The organism is Corynebacterium bovis DSM 20582 = CIP 54.80 (assembly GCF_030408615.1).
In the GTDB taxonomy this organism is placed as follows: domain Bacteria; phylum Actinomycetota; class Actinomycetes; order Mycobacteriales; family Mycobacteriaceae; genus Corynebacterium; species Corynebacterium bovis.
On the sequence record NZ_CP047187.1, the window covers coordinates 537,186 to 556,805 of the forward strand.

At 73.1% G+C, this 19,620-nt stretch carries 16 protein-coding genes and 2 pseudogenes; 15 read left to right on the top strand and 3 right to left on the bottom strand.

The features are described 5' to 3' along the window. Positions 1-152: 152 nt before the first annotated feature. From secY to CBOVI_RS02135, 12 genes are all read left to right on the top strand, one after another. Complete coding sequence (gene secY / locus CBOVI_RS02080) at positions 153-1,478, top strand: preprotein translocase subunit SecY (protein WP_010271997.1); 1,326 nt, start codon at positions 153-155, stop codon at positions 1,476-1,478. Further along, positions 1,475-2,026, top strand: coding sequence for an adenylate kinase (locus tag CBOVI_RS02085; RefSeq protein WP_010271994.1), 552 nt, complete (start codon positions 1,475-1,477; stop codon positions 2,024-2,026). The genes secY and CBOVI_RS02085 overlap by 4 nt, the downstream gene beginning before the upstream one ends. 218 nt (positions 2,027-2,244) lie before the next feature. Further along, positions 2,245-3,039, top strand: coding sequence for a type I methionyl aminopeptidase (gene map, locus CBOVI_RS02090; RefSeq protein WP_010271991.1), 795 nt, complete (start codon positions 2,245-2,247; stop codon positions 3,037-3,039). Positions 3,040-3,419: 380 nt separating this feature from the next. Further along, positions 3,420-3,641: a translation initiation factor IF-1 gene (gene infA / locus CBOVI_RS02095; RefSeq protein WP_005519800.1), complete on the top strand. Its 222-nt coding sequence runs from the start codon at positions 3,420-3,422 to the stop codon at positions 3,639-3,641. A gap of 294 nt (positions 3,642-3,935) precedes the next feature. Then, positions 3,936-4,304 carry a 30S ribosomal protein S13 gene (gene rpsM, locus CBOVI_RS02100; RefSeq protein ID WP_029157975.1) on the top strand — a complete coding sequence of 123 codons (369 nt, stop codon included), beginning with the start codon at positions 3,936-3,938 and terminating at the stop codon, positions 4,302-4,304. Next, the gene (gene rpsK, locus CBOVI_RS02105; protein ID WP_010271959.1) at positions 4,304-4,708 is read left to right on the top strand and encodes a 30S ribosomal protein S11; all 405 of its coding nucleotides are present in this window, start codon (positions 4,304-4,306) and stop codon (positions 4,706-4,708) included. Before rpsM ends, rpsK begins: the two co-directional genes overlap by 1 nt. Before the next feature lie 43 nt (positions 4,709-4,751). After that, positions 4,752-5,357, top strand: a complete 606-nt coding sequence (rpsD, locus tag CBOVI_RS02110) for a 30S ribosomal protein S4 (protein WP_010271956.1) — start codon at positions 4,752-4,754, stop codon at positions 5,355-5,357. 240 nt (positions 5,358-5,597) lie between these two features. Further along, positions 5,598-6,611, top strand: coding sequence for a DNA-directed RNA polymerase subunit alpha (locus tag CBOVI_RS02115; protein ID WP_010271953.1), 1,014 nt, complete (start codon positions 5,598-5,600; stop codon positions 6,609-6,611). Positions 6,612-6,662: 51 nt separating this feature from the next. After that, entirely contained in the window at positions 6,663-7,235 is a 573-nt protein-coding gene (rplQ, locus tag CBOVI_RS02120) for a 50S ribosomal protein L17 (RefSeq protein ID WP_010271950.1), read from the top strand. A 158-nt stretch (positions 7,236-7,393) separates the two neighbouring features. Then, positions 7,394-8,536 carry a hypothetical protein gene (locus CBOVI_RS02125; protein ID WP_183273733.1) on the top strand — a complete coding sequence of 381 codons (1,143 nt, stop codon included), beginning with the start codon at positions 7,394-7,396 and terminating at the stop codon, positions 8,534-8,536. Continuing rightward, the gene (gene truA / locus CBOVI_RS02130) at positions 8,533-9,420 is read left to right on the top strand and encodes a tRNA pseudouridine(38-40) synthase TruA (RefSeq protein WP_010269801.1); all 888 of its coding nucleotides are present in this window, start codon (positions 8,533-8,535) and stop codon (positions 9,418-9,420) included. Before CBOVI_RS02125 ends, truA begins: the two co-directional genes overlap by 4 nt. Before the next feature lie 228 nt (positions 9,421-9,648). Next, entirely contained in the window at positions 9,649-12,594 is a 2,946-nt protein-coding gene (locus CBOVI_RS02135; RefSeq protein ID WP_125185957.1) for a DUF6541 family protein, read from the top strand. On the opposite strand, the gene CBOVI_RS02140 is transcribed toward CBOVI_RS02135, so the two are convergent. Further along, the gene (locus CBOVI_RS02140) at positions 12,563-13,843 is read right to left on the bottom strand and encodes a hypothetical protein (RefSeq protein ID WP_125185958.1); all 1,281 of its coding nucleotides are present in this window, start codon (positions 13,841-13,843) and stop codon (positions 12,563-12,565) included. The genes CBOVI_RS02135 and CBOVI_RS02140 overlap by 32 nt on opposite strands. A gap of 140 nt (positions 13,844-13,983) precedes the next feature. Here CBOVI_RS02140 and CBOVI_RS10815 point away from each other — a divergent pair. Together CBOVI_RS10815 and CBOVI_RS02145 are read left to right on the top strand one after the other, a co-directional pair. Next, positions 13,984-14,262 (top strand): annotated as a pseudogene (locus CBOVI_RS10815) (type VII secretion protein EccB); the annotation flags it as partial. A 44-nt stretch (positions 14,263-14,306) separates the two neighbouring features. After that, on the top strand, positions 14,307-15,377 hold the full coding sequence (locus tag CBOVI_RS02145) for a type VII secretion protein EccB (protein ID WP_269780430.1): 1,071 nt from the start codon (positions 14,307-14,309) through the stop codon (positions 15,375-15,377). A 218-nt stretch (positions 15,378-15,595) separates the two neighbouring features. Here CBOVI_RS02145 and CBOVI_RS02150 read toward each other — a convergent pair. Then, positions 15,596-16,678 (bottom strand): annotated as a pseudogene (locus tag CBOVI_RS02150) (S8 family serine peptidase); the annotation flags it as partial. Next, complete coding sequence (locus tag CBOVI_RS02155; RefSeq protein WP_010269360.1) at positions 16,675-18,030, bottom strand: ubiquitin family protein; 1,356 nt, start codon at positions 18,028-18,030, stop codon at positions 16,675-16,677. The gene CBOVI_RS02155 and the pseudogene CBOVI_RS02150, both read right to left, overlap by 4 nt. 679 nt (positions 18,031-18,709) lie before the next feature. On the opposite strand from CBOVI_RS02155, the gene CBOVI_RS02160 reads away from it, so the two are divergent. Then, positions 18,710-19,549, top strand: a complete 840-nt coding sequence (locus CBOVI_RS02160) for a PRC and DUF2382 domain-containing protein (protein ID WP_010269356.1) — start codon at positions 18,710-18,712, stop codon at positions 19,547-19,549. Positions 19,550-19,620: the final 71 nt, after the last annotated feature.

Below are 19,620 nucleotides of genomic sequence, written 5' to 3' on the forward strand. Positions count from 1 at the left end.
GTTTCACCGACCGGCACCCCCTGCTATGCTGTGAAAGTTGTGTGTCCATCGTCGGCGGTTCGTCCACCGGCATTTTTCTCATCCACGTATCTCGCCTCCCCGGCCGCGTCATCCCCGGCGTGGTTCGGGGCCGGACGAGCCAGGAGGCCATAGTGACCGCCCTTTTCTCGGCGTTCAGGGATCCCGACCTGCGGAAGAAGATCCTCTTCACGCTCGCGATGATCATCCTCTACCGGATCGGCTCGCAGATCCCGACGCCCGGTGTCGACTACGTCAGCATCACCCGTCAGATCCGTGACCTGACCTCTGAACAGTCGAACATCTACTCCCTGATCAACCTGTTCTCGGGCGGTGCGCTGCTCCAGCTGTCGGTGTTCGCGATCGGCATCATGCCGTACATCACGGCGTCGATCATCGTGCAACTGCTGACGGTCGTGATCCCCCGCTTCGAGCAGTTGAAGAAGGAGGGGCAGTCCGGCCAGGCGAAGATGACGGAGTACACCCGGTACCTCACCGTCGCCCTCGCGCTCCTGCAGTCCGCGGGCATCGTGGCCCTCGCCGACCGCCGTCAGCTCCTCGGCTCCGGCGTGCAGGTCCTCAACGACGGCGTGGGCGTGCTCGGCCTCGTCTCGATGGTCGTCGTCATGACCGCCGGTGCCGTGCTCGTCATGTGGTTCGGTGAGCTCATCACCGACCGGGGCATCGGCAACGGCATGTCGCTGCTCATCTTCGCGGGCATCGCCACGCACATGCCCGGCCAGGGGATGCAGATCCTCCGGAACTCCGGCGGGGTCGTGTTCTCCGCCGTCGTCGTCGGCGTGCTCATCCTCGTCGTCGCCGTGATCTTCATGGAGCAGGGCCAGCGGCGCATCCCCGTCCAGTACGCCAAGCGCATGGTCGGCCGCCGCCAGTACGGCGAGACGTCGACGTACCTGCCGCTGAAGGTCAACCAGGCGGGCGTCATCCCGGTCATCTTCGCGTCCTCGCTGCTCACCGTGCCGGTGCTCATCACGCAGATCGTGCAGTCGGGCTCGGCGACGCCGAAGGACAACTGGTGGAACCGGGACGTCATCGGCACCCTCCAGGACCCCTCGTCCTGGCAGTACATCGTGATCTACCTGCTGCTCATCATCTTCTTCGCGTTCTTCTACGTGTCGGTCCAGTACGACCCGTACGATCAGGCGGACAACATGAAGAAGTACGGTGGGTTCATCCCCGGTATCCGCCCGGGGCGGCCGACCGCCGAGTACCTCAGCTACGTCATGCACCGGCTCCTCGCCGTCGGGTCGATCTACCTCGGCCTCATCGCGATCCTGCCGAACATCCTCATCAACCTCGGTGTCACGCAGAACCAGGGTGGTGGGACCGGCGACTTCGGTGGCACGGCCATCCTCATCATGGTCTCGGTGGGCCTCACCACCGTCAAGCAGATCGAATCGCAGCTCATGCAAGCCAACTACGAAGGATTCCTCAAATGAGACTCGTTCTCCTCGGCCCCCCCGGTGCCGGCAAGGGCACCCAGGCCGCGATCCTCTCGGATGCGCTCTCCATTCCCCACGTCTCCACGGGCGACCTGTTCCGCGACAACATCAGCCGCGAGACGGAGCTCGGCCGCGAGGCCCAGCAGTACATGGACGCCGGGCGCCTCGTGCCGACGTCCGTCACCGCCAACATGGTCCGCACGCGTCTCGGGCAGGACGACGCGGCGAAGGGCTTCCTCCTCGACGGTTTCCCCCGCACGATCGAGCAGGCGGAGATCCTCCGCGACATGCTCGCCGAGAAGGGCGAGTCCCTCGACGCCGTCGTGAACTACACGGTCTCCGAGGACGTCGTCGTCGAGCGCATGCTCGCCCGCGGGCGCAAGGACGACAACGAGGAGGTCATCCGCACCCGCCTCCAGGTGTACCGGGACGAGACCGCCCCGCTCATCGACTTCTACCGGGAGCTCGACCTCCTCGTCGACGTCGACGCCGAGGGGACCGTCGAGGACATCAGCTCCGCGACGCTCGACGCACTGGACAAGTAGCACCGGACACGTCACCGCCCGGGCGCGCCGCGCAGCGCGCCGGAGCACCACCGGACGGGGTTCGCACGGGTCGCCGTGCGGACCCCGTCGGTCGTTCACGCGGGGCCCGCCGCCGACCGGGCGGGCGGCGTCGACCCCGGTCCCGCACGCCACCGCCCGTCGCACCGGGCCCACCCGGGCCCACCCCGCCCACCCAGACCACCGAGGAGCACACGTTCATGGGATTCCGCAGGAAGCGCACCGTCATCCCCGGCAAGACGCCGGGTGAGCTCGACGCCATGGAGGCCGCCGGCGAGATCGTCGGCCGGGCCCTCCGCGCCGTGAAGGAGGCCGCCGCCCCCGGGGTGACGACCCTCGAGCTCGACGCCGTCGCCGAGGACGTCATCCGCTCCGCCGGGGCCGTCCCGACGTTCAAGGGCTACGGTGGCTTCCCCGGCAGCATCTGCTCCTCCGTCAACGACATGATCGTCCACGGCATCCCCGACACCGCGGCCGTCCTCGCCGAGGGCGACCTCGTCTCGATCGACTGCGGTGCGACCCTCGACGGCTGGGTCGGCGACTCCGCGTGGACCTTCGCCGTCGGCGAGCCCACCGACGAGCACCGCCGGCTCAACGAGGCCACGGAATGGGTCCTCGCCCGCGGCATCGAGGCGATGGTCCCCGGCGCCCGGCTCACCGACATCTCGTGGGCCCTCGAGTGCGCGACCGCCGACGCCGAGGAGCGCTTCGGCGTCGACCTGTGGATCGTTGACGGGTACGGCGGCCACGGCATCGGCCGGGAGATGCACGAGGAGCCCTACCTCGCCAACGAGGGTCGCCCGGGGCGGGGCCCGTTCATCGAGGAGGGGTCGACGCTCGCCATCGAGCCGATGCTCGCCCTCGGCACGGCGGACTCCCGGGTTCTCGACGACGACTGGGGCGTCGTCACGCTCGACGGATCGTGGGCCTCCCACTGGGAGCACACCGTCGCCGCGACGGCCGACGGCCCCCGGATCCTCACGCCCCGCCGCTGAGCCGGCGGGGAGGGGGCCCGGGGGGTCGGGGACCGCGCCGCCCCGGGGAACGCGACGGTCGGCGGGCCCGGGGAGCGGGGAGGGGCCCGGAGACGGTGATTTGCCGTGTCCTGCGGAAATAGGTAGGGTCAAACGTCGGTGTGCGGTCTGTGAGGACCGCGCCCGACTGACGCTGCGCCGGCACCGTCCCTCCGGGGACCCGCCGGCAGCCACCGGGATCCGCCGGCACCAGCCACGGAACCCCCGGCAGAGACCGTCCCGCCGAGCAGGTGGGGGTCCGCAGCACAGCGTCGAGAGACCTGAGACAGACGCCGAATGGCCCGGACATCCGTGCCCCACCCGCGAGGGAGGGCACGCCCGGGCCGGGAAATGTGGAGGATATGGCTAAGAAGGAAGGCGCCATTGAGGTTGAGGGCCGCATCGTCGAGCCCCTGCCGAACGCGATGTTCCGGGTGGAGCTGGACAACGGGCACAAGGTGCTCGCCCACATCTCCGGGAAGATGCGCCAGCACTACATCCGTATCCTCCCCGAGGACCGGGTCGTCGTGGAACTGTCCCCGTACGACCTGACCCGCGGCCGTATCGTCTACCGCTACAAGTAGACCCCGCGTCGCCCGGACCGGGCGGGTGCCCGCCCCGCGGACACCGCACCCGGTCCCCGTGACGTGGTCTGCGTCAACGCGGCGTCGGGACCCTGACAGATCCCGACGGCTCAGGAGACTCAGACACCGAGCCCTATTCGCCTCCACACCTCCCACCGTGTGACCGCACCGCCCCCGGGCGGGCGCCACACGGGACCCACCTTCGGCCGCGGCGGCCGGAGCCCCGTCCGACGGCGACGTCGGACCGGGGACGAGTGTGGAGAAAACCGCCGCATGACCGGAAGGAAATGCCACATGGCACGCCTTGCTGGTGTTGACCTCCCGCGCGACAAGCGCATGGAGGTCGCACTCACCTACATCTACGGCATCGGCCCCACCCGATCCGCCGAGCTTCTGGAGAAGTCCGGAATCTCTCCTGACCTTCGCACGAAGGACCTCACGGACGAGCAGCTGACCGTTCTGCGTGACCTCATCGAGAACTCCTGGAAGGTCGAGGGTGACCTCCGCCGCCAGGTGCAGGCCGACATCCGTCGGAAGATCGAGATCGGCAGCTACCAGGGTCTGCGTCACCGTCGCGGGCTGCCGGTCCGCGGCCAGCGCACGAAGACCAACGCCCGTACCCGTAAGGGCCCGAAGAAGACGATCGCAGGAAAGAAGAAGTAATGCCTCCGAAGACTCGCTCCACCTCGCGCCGCACCGGCCGCCGCGTCGTCAAGAAGAATGTCACGCACGGTGCCGCGTACATCAAGTCCACCTTCAACAACACCATCGTGTCCATCACGGACGAGAAGGGTGCCGTCATCTCCTGGGCGTCCTCCGGGCACGTCGGCTTCAAGGGCTCGCGCAAGTCGACGCCCTTCGCCGCGCAGATGGCCGCCGAGTCCGCCGCCCGCAAGGCGATGGAGCACGGCATGAAGAAGGTCGACGTGTTCGTCAAGGGCCCGGGGTCCGGTCGCGAGACCGCCATCCGTTCCCTGTCCACCGCTGGCCTTGAGGTCGGCACGATCTCCGACGTGACGCCCCAGCCGCACAACGGCTGCCGTCCGCCGAAGCGTCGCCGCGTCTAACAGAGCACCACAAGGTCACACCAAGAAAGGATAGGGATCAGTTATGGCCCGTTACACCGGCCCCGCTACCCGCAAGTCCCGTCGCCTCCGCGTCGACCTCGTCGGCGGCGACAGCTCCTTCGAGCGCCGCCCGTACCCCCCGGGGCAGGCCGGCCGCGCCCGCATCAAGGAGTCCGAGTACCTCATCCAGCTGCAGGAGAAGCAGAAGGCCCGCTTCATCTACGGCGTCATGGAGAAGCAGTTCCGGCGGTACTACGCCGAGGCGAACCGTCAGCCCGGCAAGACCGGTGACAACCTCGTCGTCCTGCTCGAGACCCGGCTGGACAACGTCGTCTACCGTGCCGGCCTCGCCCGGACCCGGCGGCAGGCCCGCCAGCTCGTGTCCCACGGGCACTTCACCGTGAACGGGCGCAAGGTCAACGTGCCGTCGTTCAAGGTGTCCCAGTACGACATCATCGACGTCCGGGACAAGTCCCGCTCGATGCTGTGGTACGAGGAGGCCCAGGAGAACCTCGTCGACGCCGTCGTCCCGGCGTGGCTCCAGGTTGTCCCGTCCTCCCTGCGCATCCTCGTGCACCAGCTGCCCGAGCGCGCCCAGATCGACATCCCGCTGCAGGAGCAGCTGATCGTCGAGCTGTACTCGAAGTAGTCCGGGACCCCCGGGCTGCACCGGTGGCCCCGTCCCCGGACGGTCCCACCGGCCCGGCGCATCCCCCGGACGCGTCGGAGCCTCCCGGTGGTCGGCGTCGTCACCCGACGGCGTCCGGCCGCCACCCGTGTCCGGGCCCCGCCTCCGGCGGGACCCACCCGTTCCTCACGTCGTCGCCCCCCGGGGCGGCGGCACCCAGCCGGCGTCATATAGCGGTCGCCGGGAAGGAGAATTCACCCCATGCTGATCTCACAGCGCCCCGTCCTGTCCGAGGAGTTCGTCAGCCCGTCGCGCTCGCGGTTCGTCATCGAGCCGCTGGAGCCGGGCTTCGGCTACACCCTCGGCAACTCGCTGCGGCGGACCCTGCTGTCGTCCATCCCGGGCGCGGCGGTCACGTCCATCCGCATCGACGGTGTCCTGCACGAGTTCACGACGATCCCCGGTGTGAAGGAGGATGTCTCCGACATCATCCTCAACATCAAGTCCCTCGTGCTGTCGTCCGACTCCGACGAGCCGGTCACGATGTACATCCGCAAGGAGGGCGCCGGTGCGGTCACCGGTGAGGACGTCATGACGCCGACCGGCGTGGAGGTCCACAACCCGGACCTGCACATCGCGACGCTGAACGAGCAGGCGAAGCTGGACATCGAGCTCGTCGTCGAGCGCGGCCGCGGCTACGTGCCCGCCGCGCAGGCGACCGGGGAGATCGGCCGCATCCCGGTCGACCAGATCTACTCCCCGGTCCTCAAGGTGAGCTACAAGGTCGAGGCCACCCGTGTCGAGCAGCGCACGGACTTCGACAAGCTCATCGTCGACGTCGAGACGAAGAACTCCATCACCGCGCGGGACGCGCTCGCGTCCGCCGGCCGGACCCTCGTGGAGCTCTTCGGCCTCGCGCAGGAGCTCAACACCGAGGCGGAGGGCATCGAGATCGGCCCGTCGCCGCAGGAGTCCGAGCACATCGCCGCGTACAGCATGCCGATCGAGGACCTGAACTTCTCCGTCCGTTCGTACAACTGCCTCAAGCGTGAGGAGATCCACACCGTCGGTGAACTTGCCGCGCGCACGGAATCCGACCTGCTGGACATCCGCAACTTCGGGCAGAAGTCGATCAACGAGGTGAAGGTCAAGCTCGCCGGGCTGGGCCTGGGACTCAAGGACGCCCCGGAAGGCTTCGACATCAACGACATCGAGGGCTACGACGCCGAGTCGGGTGAGTGGATCGACACCGAGGGCGAGGACATCGCCGAGTAGTCGCCCACCGGCACCCCAGCGCTCACACCAGTTCATACACGAGGAGAAGACATGCCTACCCCCAAGAAGGGCGCCCGCTTCGGCGGTTCTGCTTCCCACCAGAAGAAGATCCTTGCCAACCTTGCCGCCCAGCTCATCGAGCACGGCGCCATCCGCACGACGGACGCGAAGGCCAAGCTGCTGCGCCCGTACGTCGAGAAGATCATCACCAAGGCGAAGAAGGGCACCGTCGCGGACCGCCGCAACGTGCTCAAGCTCATCACGGACAAGGAGGTCGTCGCCTACCTGTTCAACGAGCTCGCCCCGAAGTTCGAGAACCGTCCGGGTGGCTACACCCGGATCATCAAGCTCGAGAACCGCAAGGGTGACAACGCCCCGATGAGCCAGATCTCCCTGGCCACCGAGGAGCTCGTCTCCACCGAGGCCGCGCGCGCCACCCGCGCCGCGGCGTCGAAGAAGGCCGCCGAGGAGTCCACCACGGAGTCCGCCGCCACGACGGACGCCCCCGAGGTCGAGGCCGACACCGCCACCGACGCCCAGGCCGAGGCCGAGGCGAAGGAGGCGGAGTCCGCCGACGCCACCGAGGCCGCGGAGACCACCGAGGCCGACGCCGAGGAGAAGTAGTCCCCGGCTGACACCCGCCGACGGCCCGCATCCCTCCCCGGGGTGCGGGCCGTCGGCGTCAGGGGTCCGTCGTCCCCCTCGACCGTGCCCGGCCACCGACCGGGCCCGGGCCGCCGGACCCCACCCGCACCCCACCCGCCCCCGACCCCGGGAGAACCGTGACCCGACACCACCTGACCGGGACCCTCTGGATGCTCAGCGGCCTCGCCGTGCTCGCCGGCCAGCTCACCGCCGTCATCCGCTGGCGCGGCATGTACTCCATGACAGACAACCTCATCGGCGACCTCGGGGCGTCCGGCTGCGGCCTCGTCCGCGACGCGTACGGCCCCCGGTACATCTGCAGTCCCGGCGCCGGCTGGTTCACCGGGCTCACCGCGACGGCCGGGATCCTCCTCGCGCTCGGCGCGGTCGTGCTGCTCACGTGGCCCGACGGCGGCGGTGAGGGCTCCGGCGACGGGGCCGGGCGCGACGGGAGCGACGGCGGCGACGGCGGTTTCGGCGGCAACGGGGCCGGGCGCGACGGCGGCGGTGACGGTCGTGGGGCCGTCCCGGTCGCCGGCCGCGGCGGGGGGCTGCGGCGGCGTGCGGTCGTCGCCGTGCCGCTCATCCTCGCCGGGTGCGGCATGACGGTCACGGGTCTCGCCCCGTCCGATGCCGCACCGGGCCTGCACGACGCCGCGACCCTGTGGCAGGGCGTGTGGGTGTGGCTCGCCATGATCGGCGGGCTCACCGCCACCCGCGCCGCCCGCCGCGACGGGGGGCACGGTGTCCTCCACGGCGGGTACGCGCCGCTGACCTGCCTGCTCCTCGGCGTCTCCGTCGCGGGCGGGCTGGGGTTCCTGGCCCTCGGCACCCGCGGGATGCCCGGGATGTTCGAGCGGGCGTGGCTGGACCTGGGGACGGTGTGGATCATCGTCGTCGGTCTCGCCGCCGTGACGCTCGGCGGGGCCGGCGAGCGGGAGGAGATCCGCCGGGCGCGCATCGCGCGGGATCAGGTGTTGCGCGCGGAGCGGGACCCGCTCGTCCGCGAGGCGGCGGCCCGCGTCGAGGGCGGCGCACCCGGGACCGGGACTGTGACCGGCGCCGGGACCGGGGCTGTGACCGGCGCGGGGACCGGGGCTGTGACCGGCGCGGACGGGGGCGGGGGACTGCCCGGCGGGGGCCGCGCACCCGGGAACGGGACCGGGACCGGCGCGGACGGGGGCGGGGGACTGCCCGGCGGGGTCCGCGCACCCGGGAACGGGACCGGCACGGACGCCGGCATGGACGCCGGCACGGACGCCGAGGGGTGGGGCCGGTGAGCGCCCCCGACGCCGGCACCGTCCGCGTCCGCCTCGACATCGCCTACGACGGCACGGACTTCCACGGCTGGGCGGCGCAGGACGGGCTGCGCACCGTCGCCGGCGTGCTGGAGGACCGGCTCGCGACCGTCGTGCGCCGGCCGGTGCGGCTCGTCGTCGCCGGGCGCACGGACGCCGGGGTGCACGCGCACGGCCAGGTCGCGCACGCCGACCTCCCGGCCGACGCCTTCACCCAGCGGTCCCTCACGGAACCCGCGGACCTGGTCCGTCGGCTGTCCCGGATGCTCCCGCCCGACATCCGGCTCCACGGTGCGTCCGCCGCGCCGGAGGGGTTCGACGCCCGCTTCTCCGCCCTGCGCCGGCACTACCTCTACCGGGTGTCCTGCGCACCCGCGGGTGTCCTGCCCGTGCGGGCGCGGGACACGGCGGCGTGGCGTCGTCCCGTCGACCGCGGGGCCATGCAGGCGGCGGCGGACGCCCTCGTCGGCCTGCACGACTTCGCCGCGTTCTGCCGCGCCCGGGAGGGCGCCACCACCGTGCGTGACCTGCAGGAGTTCACGTGGACCGACGTGTCCACGGACGTCGAACCCGAGACCTACGAGGCCCGCGTCACCGCGGACGCCTTCTGCTGGTCGATGGTGCGGTCGCTCGTCGGAGCGTGCCTCGCGGTGGGGGAGGGGCGCCGCGCGGCCGGGTTCACCGGCGAGCTGCTCGGTGAACGACGCCGCAGTCCGCGGGTGCCCGTCGCCCCGGCGAACGGGCTGGCGTTGACGGGCGTGGACTACCCCGCGGACGAGCTGCTCGCCGCGCGGGCCGAGGAGACCCGGGCGACGCGGGGCCCGGTCGACGGCGCGGGTGACGGTGCGGGTGAGGGCACCGGGTGACGGCGTCGGGTGACGGCGACGGCGGGCCGGACGGGGCGGGTGGGCCGGGGAGCGGCGCGGGTGAGGGCGACGGGTGAGGGCGACGGCCGGCCGCGCCTGACACCCTGAACAGCCTTCCCGACGCTGTCCGGGCAGCGCGGTATGGTTGCACGGACAGTTCGGCCCGGGCGTGACCCCGTCCGTCACAGGTGAGGGTCGTCGCCGAGACAGTGAGGACGTCAGCGCAGGATGATCAGTGTGTGGACCGCCGCCCTCGTGGCGATCGCCGTCTTCGTGGTGCCGGGGGCCGTCATCGGATGGTGCGCCGGCCTGCGGGTGCCGTGGGCCGTCGCCGCCTCCGTGCCCGTGACCGCCGGGGTCTGGGGGGCGCTCGCCTGGATCTACGGCCACCTGGGGGTGAGGTACACGCTGGCCAGCGTGGCTGTCGGGACCGTCGTCACGGCGCTGCTGTGTCTCGTGTGGCGGCTCGCGTTCGTGCTCGTGCGACGTCGCCGGCGGCGGCGCGCGGCGGCGCAGGAGGCCGCGGCCGGCGGTGCGGGTGGTGCCGGCGGTGTCGACGGTGAGGGTGGCGCGGACGGTTCCGCGCGTGAGGATGCGACGCCCGCGGATGCGGACGGCGTGACGTCGGTCGCTGCGGCGCAATCCGCCCCGCGTGGGGCGGAGGAGGCGGAGGACGGCGTCGTCACCGACCCGGGCACCCCCGCGACGGCCGACGGTGCCGAGCCCGCCAGCGACCCCGGGACCGACCCGGCCACCGACTCTGCGACCGACCCGGCGACCGCCCCGGGCACGGCCGTGCCCGCGAGCGGCACAGCGCGACCCGTCGGCGGTGGGCGGACCCCCGTCGCCCAACGCGTCGTCCGCTGGTTCCGCTCCCCGGACCGGCACGGCGGGCTGCTCGACCCGATGTGGCTGCTGCCCGTCATCGGCGTCGTCGCCGGCGTCGTCATGCTCCTCGCCCGCAGCGTCAGCGTCCTGCGCCGGGCGCCGGGCGGGCTGGAGAACATCTACCAGGGCTGGGACGTCCACTGGCACGCCAGTGTCATCCGCTACATCATGGACACCGGTCTCGCCGGGTCGGACACGATGGGGCCGCTGCAGAACGTCGAGACGGGCAAGGCGCTGTACTACCCGACCGGCTGGCACGCAATGGGGGCCGTGTACCAGGCCGTGACCGGGCTGTCCCCGGTCGCGACGGTCAACATCACCGGCATCGTCCTGCCGTCCCTGTGCATCCCGGCGACCGCCGCGTTCCTCGGCTGGCTCGCCGTCGGGAAGCGGGGCACCGGGGCGGCGACGACCGCGGGGCTCGCCGCCGTCATCGTCACCGGGCTGCTGCCGGTGTACTTCATCAGCTACTACGTCGGCGCGTGGCCGTACCTCGCGGGCATGGGGATGGTCGGGATCGTCGTCGCGCTGTTCGCGGTCGTCCCGGCCCGGCCCGTGGCGATCCTGCCCGCGGCCCTCGCGTTCGCCGGGGCGGGGGTCATGCACCCGTCGGTGGCGACGGTCGTGGTCATGCTCGTCGGCGCGTGGTGGCTGCTGTGGCGGCTGTGGGCCCCGGCCCTCCGGCCGGGCGAGTCCGTGTGGGGGGTGACCGGCCGGTGGTCGCGGGCTGTCGTCGTGCGGATCCGTGACGTCGTGTACCTCGCGGCGGCGGCGCTGATCGCCGCGGTGATCCTCGTGCCGCAGTGGCTCGCGGGGCTCGGCCAGGCGGAGGAGGTCGACGCCTTCTCCGACGTGCAGCCCGTCGACCGGCTGGGGTCGTGGAAGCTCGTGCTCGAACTCCAGAGCCGGCACGCCATCGACTTCGGCGTGCCCTGGGTTGTGCTGTGGGCGGCGGCGGTCGGCATGATCGTGCTGCTGGTGTGGCGGCGGGCCCTGTGGGTGCCCGTGGCGTACCTGCTGTTCGCGGTCGTCGCCGTGCACAGCGTGAAGAACTTCGACGGGGTCGTCGGGGACCTCAGCCGTGCCGTCGGGTCGATGCACTACAACACGACGCACCGGCTCATCGTGCCGGTCGCGCTGCTCACCGCGGTCGCCGCGGCCGCGGCGGTCGCCGGGGTCATCCGGGCGATCACCGGGGGCCTGCTCACCCGGGTTTTCCGACGCCGCCACCGGGGCGTCGCGGCCGCCGGGTCGGTCACCGCCGTGGTGCTGGCGTTGGCCGTGGGTGCCGGGGTCGTCGGCGCGCAGGAGCGCCACGACGACGGGTGGGACTGGTCCCTCGGGGCGAGCCGGGAACCCCGGGTCATCACCGACTCCGAAATGGGGGCGTTCCGGTGGTTGACCACCGCCCCGAAGGCCTACGACGGGCTCATCGCCGGCAACCCCGCCGAGGGCACCGGGTGGATGTACCCGCTGTACGACCTCCCGTCGTTGCACCGGCACTTCCTCTGGCCGACCGTGCCGGAGGACTCCGCGACGAACATGGTCTTCTGGCACCCCGACCTGTTCGGGTCGGGGCTGCCGCCGGAGCACCCGGGTGGCGCGCCCCGGCCCGGGTACGCGAACGTCGCTGACTTCGCCGCCCGTGACCTGGGCGTGAACTACTACATCTCCTCCCCGCCGAGCTTCTTCGGGTTCCAGAAGGACATCCCGGAGCAGGTCGAGGGGCTCATGACCGCCCCGGGGACGACGCCGGTGTACAAGGACGGCCGGACGGTCGTCTACGCGGTCAACGCCGCGTTCACCGACGAGGAGCTCGAGGCGATGCGGCGCGACACGACGTCGCCTGACCCGTTGCCGCCGCTGCGGACCCAGGCCGAGCGGCCCGGTGGGCACTCTCAGCGGCCGACGGCACCGTGGTTCCCGCGTCCGGAGACGTGGGACCGGGCGGCGGCCGAGGCGTCGGTCGCCCGGGAGAAGGCCCGGGAGGAGCAGGCGCGCGCCGCCCGGGAGCGGGGGAGTGACGACGCCGCCCGTGAGCGGTCCGGCGCGGACGCCGGCGACCGGCCGCGCGGGCGGTCCGGCGCTGACCGGGGCGCGGGGGAGCCCGGTGCCGGGGCTCGGGCGGACGCGGACGGCCACGGGACGGGTGCCGGGGCTCGGGCGGACGCGGACGGCGACGGGACGGGTGCCGGCGCGGGCGAGGTCGACGGCGGGCAGGGCTGGGACCCTGCCACCGGTGCCGAGGGTGACCTCACCGCAGTGGGAGCGGTTGGAACGACGTGACCACCGCCCGGGGTGGCGTCCCGGTGACGAGGGTCCCTGCCGTGTCGATGACCATGTCCACGGCCGGGCCGACGAGCGGGTGCCCGGTGACGACGTCCGGGCGTGCGGTGGCGGCGTCCGGGGGCGCGGTGGCGGGAAGGGGCCCGGTGGGGGTGCCTGTGGCCGTGGTGGTACCCGGGTGTGCGGTGGCGATGCCGGGGGTGTGAGTCGTCGGCGCGGGGTGGGTGTCGGCGAGGACGAGGAGCCGGCAACTCTGCGGATGCCACGCCCGGCGCCACACTGGAACCCAGTCCGGTGCGCCGGCCGGCACGCGGATCACCACGACGTCCGCCGGCGCTGCGGCGTCGTCCGGGCTCACCCCCGTCACGCCGAGTCCCTCGGACGGGCCATCGCCTGACCCGGCCTCGGCGTCGCGGCGGATCGTGTGCCCGGCGGCGGGCGCCGTGGCGTCGGTGGCGGGTGGCCGGTCCGTGACGTCGACGCACCGCCGCCCCGACACGGGGAGCGTCCGGACGTGGAGTTCGGCCGCCGGCCCTGTGAGCAGCACCGTCGTGCCCGGTGCGAGCGGGACCGTCAGGGCCGCGCCGTGGACGTCGGTCCCGATGATCCACCCCGGCACCGGGTGGACCGGCACGCGGCGTGGCGTCGCGGGGGCGTCGGGGCCCGTCAGGGAGGGGAGCCGGGGAGGGGCTGCGTCGTCCTCCTCCCCGAGCTGCACGGCGATGACGCCGGCTGCCGCGGCCGCCCACGGCATCCGCTGCGCGACCGCGCCGGGCACGCCGACGACCGTGCGGACCGACGGGCCGAGCATGGCCGCGAGACCCGCGTACGTCCGGGCGGCCGGGGTGCGCGGCCGGGGGAGCGGGACCTCCGCGGCGCGGAGGTCATCGCGGGGGATCCGCAGGGACGCGGCGAGGACGTCGAGGTCCAGGACGCCCGGGGGTGGGCCGGCGGATCCGGACGGGGTGCCGGGTGCGGTCGGTGCGGACGGGGAGGACCCGGACGGGGTGCCGGGGCCGTGGACGTGGAACCACACGATGTCGACGCCGGTCCCGACGGCGCCGACGGTGCCGACGGTGCCGGGCGCGCCGGACGGTCCGCCGGTCCCGACGGTGCCGGGGCCCGGGACCCGGCCGGCGCGCGTCGGGGGCCGTGACGGCGGCGACGCCCACCGGTCGTGCGCGGCCCAGGCCGCGGCCGCTCCGGTCGCCGCCACGCCGAGGACCAGCATGGTGCCGAGGATGCTCATGACGTGCTTCTCCTGTGTTGTAGCCTCGTGACAGTCGTGTGCGCGGTGCGGGGGCACCGGGCGGGGCGGACGGGGTGACGGGACAGTCGGCACCCGGTGACACCGCCGCGCCGTGACGGCGCACGGCGGGGAGGGACACCATGCGTACAACCGCGTTGCAGGTCTCCGGGCACGCGTTTCTCGTCCGGATGTGCGAGCGGGCACTCGTCCTCGGCGACGGGGGGATGTCGGGGGAACCGCTGCGCGCGCAACGCCGGGCGGTGTTCGTCGGCGTGCTGCTCACCGCCCTCGTCGCGGGGGTGGCGGCGGCGCTCGCGGTTATGCGTCCGCAGCCGTCGATCGAGGACGCGGGCATCGTCGTCGACGACGCCGGGGGCGTGTACGTCCGTGTCGACGACACCTTCCATCCGGTGACGAACGTCGCCTCGGCCCGCGGCTCCTCCTCGGCCGCCCCGATCCCGTGGTGCGCACGACCGCGCAGGAGCTGCGCCGGTACCCGGAGGGGCCACCGGTCGGCATCCCGGTCGCACCCGAGCTCACACCGGCGGAACGGTCGTCGTGGTACCTGTGTTCGCCGGCCGGGCGGGACACCGGGGCCGACGCCCGGCACGTCGAGGTCGTCGCCGGGCCGCCGCTCCCGCCGGCGGGGTCGTTCCTCGCCGAGACCCCGGGGGAATCCTCCGCGCCGGGCGGGGGAGAGGCGACCACCTGGCTCGTCACCGACGGCTCGCGGTCGCGGATCGACGCCGGCGCGGCGCGGGCCTTCGGGGTCCGTCCCGTGCCCGTTGACCCTGTCGTCCTCGACGCCGTCCCCCGCGGGCCGGACGTCGTCCTGCCCCGCGGGCCGTCGGGGCTCCCCGCCCCCTTCGACGTGCAGGGCCGCATCGTCAGGGCCGGTGGCCGGATGTTTCTCGTGGTCGAGGGCGGGGTCGGTGAGGTGCACGGGGCCCAGCAGGCCTTCGCCGGTGCGCTCGCCGGTGTCGACGAGATCGACGCCGCCCTCTCCACGGTCCTGGCGCTCCCGGAGAAGGAGGCGCTGCCCGGGGTTCCCGCCGACGACGTGGAGTGGGCGCATCCGGGGCGTGTCTGCGTCGGCGGGGACGCGGCCGACCGCGACGGCCCCGCCGGAATCGTGGTGGCAGACGGTGCCGGTGTGACCGGCGGACCCGGCACCACGGACGCGGACAGGGACAGCGGCGGGGCCGGCGGACCCGGTGCCACGGACGCGGCCAGGGGCGGGACCGGCGACGACAGTGACGGCGGTGACGGCGTTCATCTCCGTGCCCCCCGGGGATCCGCGGCGCTCGTCACGGAACGTGGACTGTACGTGGTCAGTGACGCGGGCGTGCGGTTCCGCGCCGGGTCGGCCGACGAGCTCGCCGCACTGGGGCTCGGTGACCCGACCGAGGTGCCGTGGAGCGTCATCGCCGTCCTGCCCGACGGCGGTGAGCTCACCGCGGACCGGGCCCGTCGGACCGTGCCCGCGCACACACCGGCAACCACCAGTGCCGACAGCACCACCGGGATCCGGTAGTCGCGGCGCCGTTCCCGACGGACCGGCACGTCCACCGCGGCCGGCAGCGTCCCCGCGGCCTGGAACCGCTGCCGGTCCCGCTGGTCCATGAGCCGGGTGAGCGCGTCGACCGGATCCTCGGGGGGCCGTGCCCACAGGGCGTCGCGCAGCGCCAGCGCCTCGTCGACCGCCCGGCGCGGGTCCACCACCGGGTACGGCGGCGGGGAGGACGTCCCGAGGAGGATCCTCCTCACTTGCGGGGCCGTCGCCCGCGGCAGGACCTGACGGACCAGCGCCGCGGTGCCCGTGACGACGGGGGCCGCGAAACTTGTCCCGGTGAACGGGTCCGGGTCGCCGACGACGACCACCGGTTCGGCCCGCCCGGGCACGTCGTGCAGTGCGGAGACCGGGCCGCCCGGTGCGTACACGTCCACCCACGCGCCGGTGAGGCTGTAGGGGGCGGGGTGCCGCCCCGCGTCGAGGTCCCGACCACGCCCGTGGCGTACCCGGGGCTCGACCGCGCCGACGGTCACGAGTCCCGGGGCGTCGTCGTCGGGCAGCGACGCCGGGACCGGGGGCGCGTCCCCCGGGCACTGGCCCGTGTTCCCGGCCGCGGCGACGACGAGCACGTCCGCGGCCGCCGCACGCTGCAGTGCGTCTCGGAGCGCCGGGTCCGCCTCCGGGGCAGGGCCGGGGCCGGAGCCCGTCACCGGGTCGGGTGGGCCGGTGCAGGCGATGAGGGAGAGCGTGATGATCTGCGCCCCCTCGTCCACGGCCCGGGAGATCGTCGCCGCGAGGTCCGTGACCGGACCCGACCCCGGGGCGTCCGGCGGGCCGTGACGCCTGGAGGTCAGGGCCGCGCCGGGTGCGACGGTCGACACGACGCCGGCGACGGCCGTCCCGTGCAGGCGGCAGTCGTCCCGGTCACCGGTGACACCGGGCGCGGCCGCACCGGTGTCGATGACGGTGACGCGCACCCCACGCCCGTCGGCGGGCCCACCGGGTCCGGCCACGTCGAGGGGGCGTGGGGGGCCGGTGAGGGGCTCGTCGCACCCGGTCCGGACAGGGGCGTCCTGCGCCGGCCGGTCCTGCGCCGGGGCGGGGCCGGGCTCACCGACGGCGTCACCGGCGGCCCCGGTCCCCGTGGCACCGTCGACGACAGCGTCGGTCCCGGCGGCGCTCGCATCGACGGCGCCCCCGGCGGCGGTGACCGCGGCGGTGGTGAGGATGACGGTGAGGATCGCGGCCATCCCCGCCCCGAACGCCGCCGCGACCGCGCGGACGGCACCGCGCGAGGCCCCCGGCCCGGGTCGTGACCTCATGCCAACCCCCGCACCAGGTCGAACAGGCCGGTGGTCGCCAGCCCGAGCGGGACCACCGCCGCGAACGCCGCGCCCTCGAGGACGTCCACACCGCGGCTCACCAGCGGTGGAGTCCGCCGCACGAGCGGCAGCGCCACGAGAACGAGGGCACCGGCACCCCACGGCACCTGCGCCGCGACCCACGCGACGAGCACGACGGACGTCACCGTCACGGCGACGGCGTGGACCGGCCGGCACCCACGGGCGGACAGGCCGGTCACGGCCGTGGCGAGGAGTGCGGCGACACCCCACGCCGGTGCCGTCCCCCACGGGACGATCTGCACGGCGCACCCGAGGACCACCGCGCACAGTCCGACGACCAGCGCGGAGTGCGTCCGCAGGGCGTCCGCAGCCTCGGCGGCACCGGGGGTGTCCAGCCGCGTCCCGGCCGCCCCCGGCGCACCCGCCGACCCGGCCGCACCCGCCGCCCCCGGCGCACCGGACGCCCTACCGGGGGAGGGCGCTGAACCACCCGGGTCCGCCGCCGGGTCGGGTGGTGCGGAGGCGGAGGGAAGCGTCGAGACCCCGGGAACCGGGGGGACAGTGACCCGCGCCACCAGCATCGCGAGCTGCCCGGAGAACGTCAGTGCCGTCACCGCGAGCACGAGCCCGACCCCGGGCCACGCCGCCGCCACCGCGCCCGCGACGAGCGTGACCGTGACCGTGCGCACCGGCCCCCGCCGCCACACCAGCAGGAACGCGAGGACCGTCGCCGTGAGCACGTTGACGTGGAGCCCCAGCCCGGCACCGAGGACCGCGGCGACGACCACGAACCGCCGGTCACGCACCGAGGCCGTGGCACAGGCCACCGCCGCCAGCGCCGTCACCGCCACCGTCCAGACCAGCACCGACGGCGACGCCCCGACGGGAGGCCGGGGCAGGTCCGCCGCGCCCCCGGCCCCGCCGACCCCCACAGCGGCGAGGAGCACCGCGAGGTCACCGGAGGCGCGCGTCGGGTCCCACACCGGCGGCGTCCGCCACGTCGTGACCGCGGCGACCACCGCGACGATCCACGCCAGCGGCACCGCCCTGACCGGGCCCGTGAGGTGCGCGACCGCGGCGACCGGGGGCGGTGGCACGTCGAGGGGCGGATCCACCGGCCGGTCCAGGGTGAGTGACGCGCCGGGCCCGACGCCCGCCTCGGCGAGGGTCAGTTCAGGGGGCAGGGTCCGGGGCCCGGCCCGCAGCACGGCACGGGCCCCGGCGGGCACGGAGACGAGGTGGGTGAGCAGCTCGGCGACGGGGACGTCGTCGGCGACAGCGGCCTCGATGACCCGGCCCTCGGACGGCACGGAGACACTGATGGCGAGCATGATGGGAACCCCCCGGTGGATGACCTGGTGAGCCCCGTCGTCGGACGGGGCCGTGCCCGCCCCCTGCGGACACTTCCGGTGCGGCACACTCTAACAGCGGGGGCGGACGCCGGAGGGGGAGCGCGGCGCCCCCTGTGGACACCGCGGGGGACCGGCAGGGGGACCACGCGGCGGTCGCTGTGGACACCGCGGGGGTGGACGACGGTCACGCCCCGGCGGCCTGCACGACCCCGTCCACACTGCCCGCCGACCGGCCCGGATGACGCCCGGGTGAATAGCAGGGGAATAGCAGATGGCGGGCCCCGTACGATTGCTAAGAAACTGTTACCTGACCGTGATACTCGGGACATTCTCCGCGTCCACCCGCGCTCTCACGTGCGCAAACGTCGGCTGAAACTTCACCCCCAAACCCCGGATATTCTCCCGGCGGAAGGCGGGTCGTGGCGAGGCTGCGGGATTTTCTTTACACTCGGACGAGTCACCGGCTGCACGGCACGTTATGGCCGGTAGCAGACCTGTGGTGTCTGTGAAGACAGACAATGAAATCGAGAACTCCGGTGAGCTGGACGACAGACGGATCCGGTTGGATCCCGCACTTTATGCGGCGATCTAACGGATGGTCGAATATTTTGTTTTACACCGTCGACGCTCCACCGGCACTGGAAAGGATGATCGCCCCATGGCTGAGAAGAAGAACATCAAGGATCTTTTCGACGCAACCGCATACGACAAGTCCGGCGACAAGCTCGGCAGCGTCAAGGAGATTTTCGTTGACGACCGCACCGGTCAGCCGACGTTCGTCGAGGTCAACCACGGCCTGTTCGGCATGAGCAGCAGCCTCGTCCCGCTGCGCGGCCACCGCCTCGAGGACGGCAAGCTCAACCTCGCCTTCGAGAAGGACCGCATCAAGGATGCGCCGGGTCTCGACGCGGAGAAGGGCCTCACCCCCGAGGACCAGAACCGCATCTACGCCCACTACGGCCTGGACCGTGCCGACGAGGGTGACACCTACGTGACCGACGCCGACCGCAACGCCGGTCAGCAGCAGGCCGCGGCGGGCGCCGGGACCGGTGCCGCCGCCGGTGCGGGGACGACGTCCAAGGGTGGCACGACGACGGCCAACGGCGCCGGCGACCAGGAGATCATCCGCTCCGAGGAGCAGCTGAACGTCGACAAGGACCGCGTCGCCACCGGCGAGGCCCGTCTGCGCAAGTACGTCACCACGGAGAAGGAGACCGTCGAGGTCCCCGTCTCCCGCGAGGAGGTGCGTGTCGAGCGCACCCCGATCTCCGAGTCCGACGCCAAGAACTACGACGGCAACATCGGTGAGCAGGAGGCGTCCGTCACGCTGCACGAGGACAAGGTCAACGTGTCCAAGGAGTCCGTGCCGGTGGAGAAGGTCTCCCTCGGCAAGGAGCAGGTCACGGACACCAAGCGTTACTCCGACGACGTCCGTAAGGAGCACATCGACACCGAGGGTGTCAAGGGCACCAACGACGTCGACGGCAAGCGGAAGTAACACCGCAGCTCCACCCGTCGCGCACCCGCTCGTCCCCAGGATCCGTCCCGGGGGTGGGCGGGTGCCGCATG

Excerpts from the sequence above, each read along its gene's own strand:
- map (WP_010271991.1), top strand. The coding sequence starts at position 2,245 with ATGGGATTCCGCAGGAAGCGCACCGTCATCCCCGGCAAGACGCCGGGT.
- infA (WP_005519800.1), top strand. The coding sequence starts at position 3,420 with ATGGCTAAGAAGGAAGGCGCCATTGAGGTTGAGGGCCGCATCGTCGAG.
- rplQ (WP_010271950.1), top strand. The coding sequence starts at position 6,663 with ATGCCTACCCCCAAGAAGGGCGCCCGCTTCGGCGGTTCTGCTTCCCAC.
- CBOVI_RS02135 (WP_125185957.1), top strand. The coding sequence starts at position 9,649 with ATGATCAGTGTGTGGACCGCCGCCCTCGTGGCGATCGCCGTCTTCGTG.
- CBOVI_RS02085 (WP_010271994.1), top strand. The coding sequence starts at position 1,475 with ATGAGACTCGTTCTCCTCGGCCCCCCCGGTGCCGGCAAGGGCACCCAG.
- rpsK (WP_010271959.1), top strand. The coding sequence starts at position 4,304 with ATGCCTCCGAAGACTCGCTCCACCTCGCGCCGCACCGGCCGCCGCGTC.
- CBOVI_RS02140 (WP_125185958.1), bottom strand. The coding sequence starts at position 13,843 with ATGAGCATCCTCGGCACCATGCTGGTCCTCGGCGTGGCGGCGACCGGA.
- CBOVI_RS02115 (WP_010271953.1), top strand. The coding sequence starts at position 5,598 with ATGCTGATCTCACAGCGCCCCGTCCTGTCCGAGGAGTTCGTCAGCCCG.
- CBOVI_RS02160 (WP_010269356.1), top strand. The coding sequence starts at position 18,710 with ATGGCTGAGAAGAAGAACATCAAGGATCTTTTCGACGCAACCGCATAC.
- rpsM (WP_029157975.1), top strand. The coding sequence starts at position 3,936 with ATGGCACGCCTTGCTGGTGTTGACCTCCCGCGCGACAAGCGCATGGAG.
- rpsD (WP_010271956.1), top strand. The coding sequence starts at position 4,752 with ATGGCCCGTTACACCGGCCCCGCTACCCGCAAGTCCCGTCGCCTCCGC.
- CBOVI_RS02155 (WP_010269360.1), bottom strand. The coding sequence starts at position 18,030 with ATGCTCGCCATCAGTGTCTCCGTGCCGTCCGAGGGCCGGGTCATCGAG.